Below are 8,346 nucleotides of genomic sequence, written 5' to 3'. Positions count from 1 at the left end.
CGCGCGAACGCCGCCAGGCGCTTCCCGGCGAGACCGTGGCGCCGGCCCCGGACGAAACGGTGATCGCTCCGCCGCGCCAGCGGCTCAACAATCCCACGGCCGTCTTCTCGGGCCTCGACAAGATCACCGGCCGGATCATCAGCTTCGACGTCGCCATCGACGAGACCGTGCAGTTCGGTGCGCTGCAGGTGACGCCGCGCATCTGCTACACGCGTCCGCCGACGGAGACGCCGCAGACGACGTCCTTCGTCGAGGTCGACGAGGTGACGCTCAACGGCGAGGTCCGCCGCATCTATGGCGGCTGGATGTTCGCGGCGAGCCCGGGTCTCTCCGGTGTCGAACATTCGGTCTATGATGTCTGGCTGACGGACTGCAAACAGGCCGCTCCGGTAGTCCAGGGCCAGGCACCAGCTCCGGCCGCCGCGGCGCCCGCCCCGCAGGCGCCTCCCCCGCAGCGCCGCTGACCCCTCAAGGGGCGCGATCCGTCGCAGGGTGTCCGAATTGATCCGCGGGACACTCGCCCGTAGAAGGTCCGCATGCGCCACCTGCGCCTCGCCCTCGCACTTGTCCTGGCCCTCGCCCTGTCTGCCGACGGAATGCTGTCGCAGGCGGCCATGGCGCATCGCCTGGCGGTGGGAAGTCTGGAGGGGATGCTCTGCAGCCCGGAAAGGGACAGGCCGGCGCCCGCACCCCATGCCGCCTGTGACGATCACTGCCTCGGCGCCCCGCCGCCGGACGGCGACCACGTTTCCCTGGCGGGAGCGCCCGTCGCGGCGCACGGCCCTGCGGAACGGGGGCAGAAGGCCGTCCGCGCGTTCAGGATCACCTCGCCTCTGTCGTTCGATCATGCCGCGAGAGCACCGCCGGCCGCCGCGTAAAGCTGCCGCCGAGCCCTCTCCTCTCATCGGGACATGATCATGAACAGACGTCTTCTTCTCGCGGCTGCGGCCGCCTTCCTGCCTGTCGGCCTGGCGCAGGCCCAGACCCACGGCACGCCCCAGGTCGCGACCTTCCGTGTCGGACCGCTCATCATCGAGGCGCCCTGGACCCGGGCGACCCCGGGCGGCGCCAAGGTCGCCGGCGGATTCATGGTGATCCGCAACACCGGCAGCACGCCCGACCGCCTGGTCGGCGGGACGTTCCCCAACGCGCCGCGGGTGGAAGTGCATGAAATGACGACGATCGACGGCATGATGCGGATGCGCGAGGTGCGCGGCGGCATCGAGATTCCGGCCGGCGGCTCGGTCCAGCTGCGCCCCGGCGGTTACCACATGATGTTCATGGACCTGTCGGAGCAGATCCGGACCGGCGCGGCCCAGCGCGGCACCCTGGTCTTCGAGAAGGCCGGCACCGTCGAGATCGACTACAACGTCGCGCCCGTCGGGGCCCCCGCACCGTCGGGCGGCCACGGCGCTCCCCGGCACTGACGGCCATGGTCAGCCGCCGCATCCTCCTGGCCCTGCCCGCGGCGTTCGCCGCGGGTGAGGCCGCCGCCCATTCCTACCGCCATGGCGACCTGATGATCGGCCATGCCTGGTGCCTGCCGTCCGAAGGGCCGACCACCCGCGCCTTCATGCCGCTGGCGGTCGTCCAGGGGCAGCCGGACGCGCTGACGGGTGCCAGCACGCCGGTCGCCGAGGCGGTCCAGTTCGTGCCGGTGGCGGGCCAGCCGCCGACAGCGCGGTGGGACATCATCCCGCGTCGGCCGATTGGCATGCGCGCCGACGGGCCGCATGTCATGCTGACCGGCCTCAAACGACCGCTCAGGGTCCGCGAGCGCTTTGCGCTGACCTTGGTATTCGAGCGCAATGGCCCTAAGGAGGTCGAGATCTGGGTGGAGCGGTCGCCCTATTCCAGCTGAGACCACACCGAAGCTTCCGGAAGCATCCCATGCGCTCCATCGCCCTCGACAGCCTGGCCGACGACCGGGTCTACAAGATCCTCTGCTCGCTCGTGGTGCCGCGGCCGATCGCGCTGGTCTCGACGGTGAACGGGGAGGGGCTGGTCAATGCCGCGCCCTATTCCTTCTTCAACGTCTTCTCGGAGGCGCCGCCGCTGGTCGTTCTCGGCCTGCAGCACAAGGCCGACCGCTCGCCGAAGGACACGACGCGCAATATCGCTGCGACCGGGGAGTTCGTCGTCAATCTCGTCGACGAGCCGCTGGCCGACGCCATGAATGCCTGTGCCACCGAGTTCCCCTCGGACATCTCCGAGGTCAGCGCCGTCGGGCTGACGACGGCGGCGTCACAGCGGGTCGCACCGCCGCGCATCGCGGAGGCTCCGGCCGCCCTCGAATGCGTGCGCGAACTGTCGCTGAACTTCGGGCCGCAGCGGGAGCTGCTGATCGGACGCGTCGTGCATGTCCATGTGCGCGAGGACATCATGGACGAACGCTTCAACGTCGACATGGCGCAGTACCGCCCGGTCGGCCGGCTGTTCGGCAATCTCTATGCGCGCCAGCAGGACGTCTTCGGCCTCGAGCGCATCGACCCTGCGGCCTGGGCGGCGGGACGGCGCCCCGCCGGCCTGTGACATGCTTCAGGCCGTGAGGCCGTCGGCCCCGAGACGGGCGATGAGCGCCGGCAGGTCGGCGGCCGGACGCGGCGGGCTGACGAGGTAGCCCTGCACATGGGTGCAGCCGCAATGGCGGACGATGGCGAGCTGCTCGTCCGTCTCCACGCCCTCGGCCGTGGTCTCGATGCCGAGGCCGGAGCCGAGATCTGCCATGGCGCGGACGATGGCGACGTTGTCGCGGCTCTGGCCGAGATCGGCGATGAAGGACCGGTCGATCTTGATCTTGTCGAAGGGGAAGCTGCGCAGATAGCTCAGCGACGAGTAGCCGACACCGAAATCGTCCATGGCGATGCGCACGCCGAGGGCGCGCAGCTCGTGCAGCATGGCGATGGTGACGTCGTCCCGTTGCAGCAGGACCGCCTCGGTGATCTCGAGTTCGAGCCGGCCCGGCCTCAGCCCGGTTTCCTTCAGGGCGCGGCGGATCGTTTCGACCAGCGAACGGTCCTTGAACTGGACCGGCGACAGGTTGACGGCGACCTGGATGGGCTCCGGCCAGCGCGCCGCCTCAGTGCAGGCCTGAACCAGAACCCATTCGCCGAGCGCCAGGATCAGGCCGGTCTCTTCGGCCAGAGGAATGAAGTCTGCGGGCGGCACGGCGCCGCGGAACGCATGGTCCCAGCGGATCAGCGCCTCGAAGCCGGCCAGGCGCAGATCGGCACTGACCACCTGCGGCTGGAAGACGAGGTGGAACTCGTGGGTCTGCAGCGCCTGCCTGAGGTCGAGCTCGAGCTGACGGCGCGCTTCGAGCCGGCGGCTCATCTGCGGCTCGAAGAGGCGGAACATCGCCCGCCCTTCAGACTTGGCGCGATAGAGCGCGAGATCGGCGCATTTCATCAGGTGATCGCCGCTGGTGGCGTCCTGCGGCGCCAGCGCGATGCCGACACTGATCCCCGAGTTGATGAGATGGCCCTCGACCACGAACGGCTCGGACATGTCGCGCACCAGGCGCGTCGCCAGGCTCTCCGCCTCATGCCGGCCGGCACGGTGCAGGAGAATGGCGAACTCGTCGCCGCCCAGCCTGGCGATGGTCCCGGCGCCGGCGACCGCCTGTCCCAGCCGTCCGGCGACGAGCGTCAGCAGGACATCGCCGAGCGGGTGGCCGAGCGTGTCGTTGATCGACTTGAAGTGGTCGAGGTCGAGGCAGAGCAGCGCCATGGGCGCGCCGGAGCGACCGACATCGGCAAGGCCCTCGGCCATGCGCTGACGGAACAGCACGCGGTTCGGCAGGCCGGTGAGCGAATCGTGGTGGGCGAGGTGGACGATATGCTGTTCCGCCTTGCGGCGCTCGGTGACGTCCTCGTGGATCGCCACCCAGCCGCCATGCGGCATCGGGTGGTAGAGAACCTTGAAGATGCGCCCGTCGGCGAGCTGGCGGTGCGACAGGAACTCACCCCGGCGCAGCCGCTCGAGGTAGCTGTGCAGGAGCGAATCGGGCGTCGCGTCGGTGTAGTTGCCCAGCGAAATGCTGTGCTCGGCGATGGTCCGCATGGTCACGCCGGGGCGCACGACCTCGGGCGACATGCCGTACATGTCGAGGTAGCGCGTGTTGCAGACGATGAGGTTGAGCTCCTCGTCGAGCATGCACAGGCCGTGGGCCATGTTGTTCAGCGCGGCGTCGAAGCGGCGGTGCTGTTCGCGCAGTTCGAGCGCGGCCCTTTCGCGGGCGGTGATGTCCTCGAATGTCGTGACCCAGCCGCCATTGGCCATGGGCTGGGCCCGGACCGCGATGATGCGTCCGTCCGCCATGTGACGCTGGAGAATCGGTTCCTTGTTTTCGATCAGGGTGCGGACGAAGTCCTGGTAGACGGTCTCGACATCCTTGCCCGCCAGATGCGCCCCGTTGGTGACGCTGCACTCCATGACCTCGCGCATGGTCATACCCGGCCGGACCTCGTCTTCGGTCAGGCCATAGATTTCCAGGTAGCGCCGGTTGAGGACCACGATGCGGAACTCGCGGTCGTAGACGCAGAGCCCCTGCGCCATGGTCTCCAGCGTGGCGTCCATCAGGATGTTCTGCTCGAGCATGGCGGCCACGGCGAGGGCGCGCTCGCGCTCGGCGTGGCGGCGCTCGGTCACGTCCTCGAACATGCCGAGCCAGCCGCCGCCCTCCATGGACTCCACCGACACCGCGATGATGCGGCCGTCGGTCATCGCCTGATCGTAGGCGTTGCCGTCGGCCCTGGCGATGGCTTCGAGGCGGCGCGCCACCAGGTCGTCGGCGGACATCCCTGGATAGTTGCCGATCTGAACCCCGTGGTCGAAGATCTCGCGCAGGGTGATGCCGGCCTTGACCACTGCAGGATCGGCGCGAAACAGCGTGATGTAATTGGTATTGCGGACGATCAGCCGCTGGTCGGCGTCGAACATGCAGAGCGCCTGTGGCATGGCGTTCAGAGCCGCGTCGAAACGCTGATGCTGTTCGTTGAGGGCCTGCACGGCCAGTTCGCGATCGGTGACGTCCTCGGCGGTGAAGATCCAGCCACCATCCGGGGTGGCGTTCGCGCGGGTGTTGATCCAGCGCCCGCCCGGAAGACGGCGGCGGCCGGTTACTTCGCTGCCGGCGGCGATGTTCCTGTCGGCCTCCTGGATCAGGTTCTCCAGCGTGACGCCTGTGAAAATTCCACGCTCAAGGCCGAGGGCGAAAATCTGGTGCAGGTGGATTCCCGGCCTGATCTCGCCGGGATTGTAGCCATACATCGCGGGATAGCGGCTGTTGCACACCACGAGCCGCTTCGAGGAATCGAAGACGGCCAGCGCATGCGACATGTTCTCAAGCGCCTCCCGAAAGATCGTCGCCTGGGAGCGGAGTTCGTCCTCCAGCTTCTGCTGGGCGGTGATGTCGTGATGAATGGCAACCCAGCAGCCTTCGGGTGCCGGCTGATAGCTGATCGAGACGACACGGCCGTCCGAAAAGCGCTCGCGGCGCGAGAAGGGCTGGCGCCTTGCCAACAGGGCGAGGCGCTCGATCCAGGCCTGCTCGAGCGACACCCCGCCCAGACGGTCCTGTTCGGCGCTGTAGCGCAGCAGACCATACATGGAGGCACCGAAGCCGATGACCTCCTCGGGCATGCCGAAGAGGTCGAGCATCCGGCGGTTGGCCAGACGGATGGTGAGGTCGGAATCGAAGACGCAGAAGCCATGCGCCACGGATTCGAGCGCGATGTCGCGGTAATCGATCGACGGCGCCGCGGCGGCGCTTCCGCGGCGGTCCATCCGAGCGGCTGATTCCCTGCGCGTCACGCCCACAAGCCGCCCTCCGAGGCCCAACGGCCATAGTTACGGGCTATCCGACGAACAAGCGGTTAATGGAGGAAATTCATCTCCGCGAAAAACGGGGTCATGCTCCCGTTTCCGCGACGATGGTGCCCGGCGGGGCCGATGACCGCCCCGGGGTGCCGACCGGTTCAGGCGGAGACGACGGCGGCGAGCGACTGCTCGATGATGTCGAGGCCGCGCCGCACCTGCTCTTCCGGAATGGTCAGCGGGGCGAGCAGGCGGATGACGTTGGCGTCGGGGCCGCAGGAGAGGAGGATGAGGCCATGCTCCTCTGCCTTGGCGATCAGCGCATTGGTGAGCGCCGCATCGGGCTCGCGCGTCTCGCGGTCCTTGACGAGTTCGAAGGCGACCATCGCGCCGAGGCCGCGGACGTCGCCAATGCAGTTGAACATGTTGCGCTCGGCCATGTCCTTGAGGCGCGCCTGCATCATGTCGCCGATCTTCGTGGCGCGGGCACAGAGGCCCTCCTTCTCGACCACGTCGAGCACGGCATGGGCTGCGGCGACAGCCACGGGCGAACCGGCATAGGTTCCGCCGAGGCCGCCGGCCTGGGCGGAATCCATCACGTCGGCCCGGCCGGTGACGGCCGAGAGCGGGAAGCCGCCGCCGAGGCCCTTTGCCATGGTGACGATGTCGGGGACGACGCCGGCATGTTCCATCGCGAACATGCGACCGGTACGGGCGATGCCGGTCTGGATCTCGTCGACGATGAGGAGAATGCCGTGCTGGTCGCAGACCGTCCTGAGTTCGCGCAGGAAGTCGAAGGGCGCGATGTAGAAACCGCCCTCGCCCTGCACCGGCTCGACGATGATGGCGGCGACGCGCGCCGGCTCGACGTCGGCGGCGAAAAGCTGCCTGAGGTTCGCCATGGCGGCCGCCGTGTCGAGGCCGTGATAGGTCTTCGGGAAGGCGACGTGATAGACATCCGCCGGCATCGGGCCGAAGCCCTTCTTGTAGGGATGCACCTTGCCGGTGAGCGCCATGCCCATCATCGTGCGGCCGTGGAAGGCGCCGGAGAAGGCGATGATGGCCGACCGGCCGGTGAAATGGCGCGCCGCCTTGACGGCGTTCTCGACCGCCTCGACGCCGGTGGTGACGAGGAGCGTCTTCTTGGCGAAGTCGCCGGGGGCGAGCTTGTTCAGCCGCTCGGCGAGCGCGATGTAGCTCTCGTAGGGAGCGACGTTGAAGCTGGTATGGGTGAAGGATTCCAGCTGGTCCCTCACCGCCTGCATGATCGCAGGATGACGGTGGCCGGTGTTGAGCACGGCGATCCCGGCGGCGAAATCGATGTATTCCTTGCCGTCGGCGTCCCAGAGCGTCGCGTTCTCGGCGCGCGTCGCATAGATGCCCTTGGTGGCGACGCCGCGCGGAACGGCGTCGTGCTGGCGTGTCGCGAGGGCTGTGTTCCTGGACATGACGGCTCTCCGGGCTCGGTCCGACGACGGGACGAGCGGATCAGTAACTCTTGCTCAAAATTTTGAGCAGACGGGAAAATGCAGGGCAACTATGTTGGCCGGGGGTCGTCAGGGAGGCGGGGCGCGGTGGATTTCAACGTAGGAGCACGGCTGCGGGAACTGAGGCAGCAGGCCGGGCTGTCACAACGCGATCTCGCGGCGCGGGCGGCCGTGCCGCACGGGCTGATCGCCACCATCGAGCAGAACAAGTCGAGCCCCTCGGTCGCCTCGTTGCGCAAGGTGCTGGACGGCCTGGCGATCAGCTTCGTCGATTTCTTCACGCCGCCGCGGCCGAGCGCCGACAAGGTGTTCTTCGCCGCTGGCGAACTCGTCGATCTCACCTCCATCCTGCCCGGCGCCATGCAGCAGGGCGCCGGTCGCATGGTGTTCCGGCAGATCGGCGATGCCCATGCACATCACCTCCAGATCCTGCACGAGCGCTATGAACCCGGCGCGGATACGGGCGCCGACATGCTCTCCCACCATTCGCGCGAAGGCGGTGTCGTGATCTCCGGCACGCTGGAGGTGACGGTCGGCGATGCCGTGCGGGTGCTGCAGGCCGGCGAGGCCTATCTGTTCGACAGCACGCAGCCGCACCGGTTCCGCAATGTCGGCGACGAGCCCTGCGAGGTCGTGAGCGCCTGCACGCCGCCCTATCTGTAGGACGGAGCGGCCGTCGTCGCGGCCGCGCAACATGGGACCGGACGGTCCGACGCCTGTTGGAAACACCGAGGGCCTAAGGCAAGCTGTCCGTCAGACTCCAGGGGGGCTCCCATGGCCATCAACCATACGTCCGGAAGCCGCGTCCTCGCCAGCCTCATGGCCACCTTCCTGGGGACGGCGACGCTGACCGCCGTCGACGTGCGCAGCGCCGCGGCACAGTTCGATCTCGGGTCGGGGCTGCGTTCCCTCGGCGGCGGGCAGAATGCCGGACGGGGCGGCGAGCGGGCCCGGCCGGGAGCGGCGACGCAGCGGCGCGGCCAGCCCTCGTCCCAGGCGCCACGGGCGACACGTCGCGGCCAGCAGGCGGCACCCGAGGCCC

At 68.4% G+C, this 8,346-nt stretch carries 9 protein-coding genes; 7 read left to right on the top strand and 2 right to left on the bottom strand.

What is annotated here, in order from left to right; genetic code table 11:
* The 5 genes from Q8O26_RS02405 to Q8O26_RS02385 form a co-directional block, all read left to right on the top strand.
* Nucleotides 1-464: DUF2155 domain-containing protein (locus tag Q8O26_RS02405; protein ID WP_305573112.1), on the top strand; the 464-nt coding region annotated here is incomplete at its 5' end.
* Nucleotides 465-536: 72 nt separating this feature from the next.
* Nucleotides 537-878 carry a hypothetical protein gene (locus Q8O26_RS02400; RefSeq protein ID WP_305573111.1) on the top strand — a complete coding sequence of 114 codons (342 nt, stop codon included), beginning with the start codon at nucleotides 537-539 and terminating at the stop codon, nucleotides 876-878.
* 39 nt (nucleotides 879-917) lie between these two features.
* Nucleotides 918-1,427 carry a copper chaperone PCu(A)C gene (locus Q8O26_RS02395; protein WP_305573109.1) on the top strand — a complete coding sequence of 170 codons (510 nt, stop codon included), beginning with the start codon at nucleotides 918-920 and terminating at the stop codon, nucleotides 1,425-1,427.
* Nucleotides 1,428-1,432: 5 nt separating this feature from the next.
* Nucleotides 1,433-1,861, top strand: a complete 429-nt coding sequence (locus Q8O26_RS02390) for a copper chaperone PCu(A)C (protein WP_305573107.1) — start codon at nucleotides 1,433-1,435, stop codon at nucleotides 1,859-1,861.
* Between the two features lie 29 nt (nucleotides 1,862-1,890).
* Nucleotides 1,891-2,532 carry a flavin reductase family protein gene (locus Q8O26_RS02385; RefSeq protein ID WP_305573105.1) on the top strand — a complete coding sequence of 214 codons (642 nt, stop codon included), beginning with the start codon at nucleotides 1,891-1,893 and terminating at the stop codon, nucleotides 2,530-2,532.
* Nucleotides 2,533-2,538: 6 nt separating this feature from the next.
* Here the strand turns inward: Q8O26_RS02385 and Q8O26_RS02380 are convergent, their stop codons facing one another.
* Nucleotides 2,539-5,787, bottom strand: a complete 3,249-nt coding sequence (locus Q8O26_RS02380) for a PAS-domain containing protein (RefSeq protein ID WP_305573103.1) — start codon at nucleotides 5,785-5,787, stop codon at nucleotides 2,539-2,541.
* 191 nt (nucleotides 5,788-5,978) lie between these two features.
* The gene (gene gabT / locus Q8O26_RS02375; RefSeq protein WP_305573101.1) at nucleotides 5,979-7,265 is read right to left on the bottom strand and encodes a 4-aminobutyrate--2-oxoglutarate transaminase; all 1,287 of its coding nucleotides are present in this window, start codon (nucleotides 7,263-7,265) and stop codon (nucleotides 5,979-5,981) included.
* A 126-nt stretch (nucleotides 7,266-7,391) separates the two neighbouring features.
* Between gabT and Q8O26_RS02370 the strand changes: the two genes are divergently transcribed.
* Together Q8O26_RS02370 and Q8O26_RS02365 are read left to right on the top strand one after the other, a co-directional pair.
* Entirely contained in the window at nucleotides 7,392-7,967 is a 576-nt protein-coding gene (locus tag Q8O26_RS02370; RefSeq protein ID WP_305573099.1) for a cupin domain-containing protein, read from the top strand.
* A gap of 111 nt (nucleotides 7,968-8,078) precedes the next feature.
* A partial coding sequence (locus Q8O26_RS02365; protein WP_305573097.1) for a hypothetical protein occupies nucleotides 8,079-8,346 on the top strand: 268 nt, incomplete at its 3' end.

The organism is Phreatobacter sp. (genome assembly GCF_030691135.1).
Lineage (GTDB): Bacteria > Pseudomonadota > Alphaproteobacteria > Rhizobiales > Phreatobacteraceae > Phreatobacter.
Note: the sequence above shows the minus strand (reverse complement) of the source record. Positions and strands in the feature narration are given on the sequence as shown.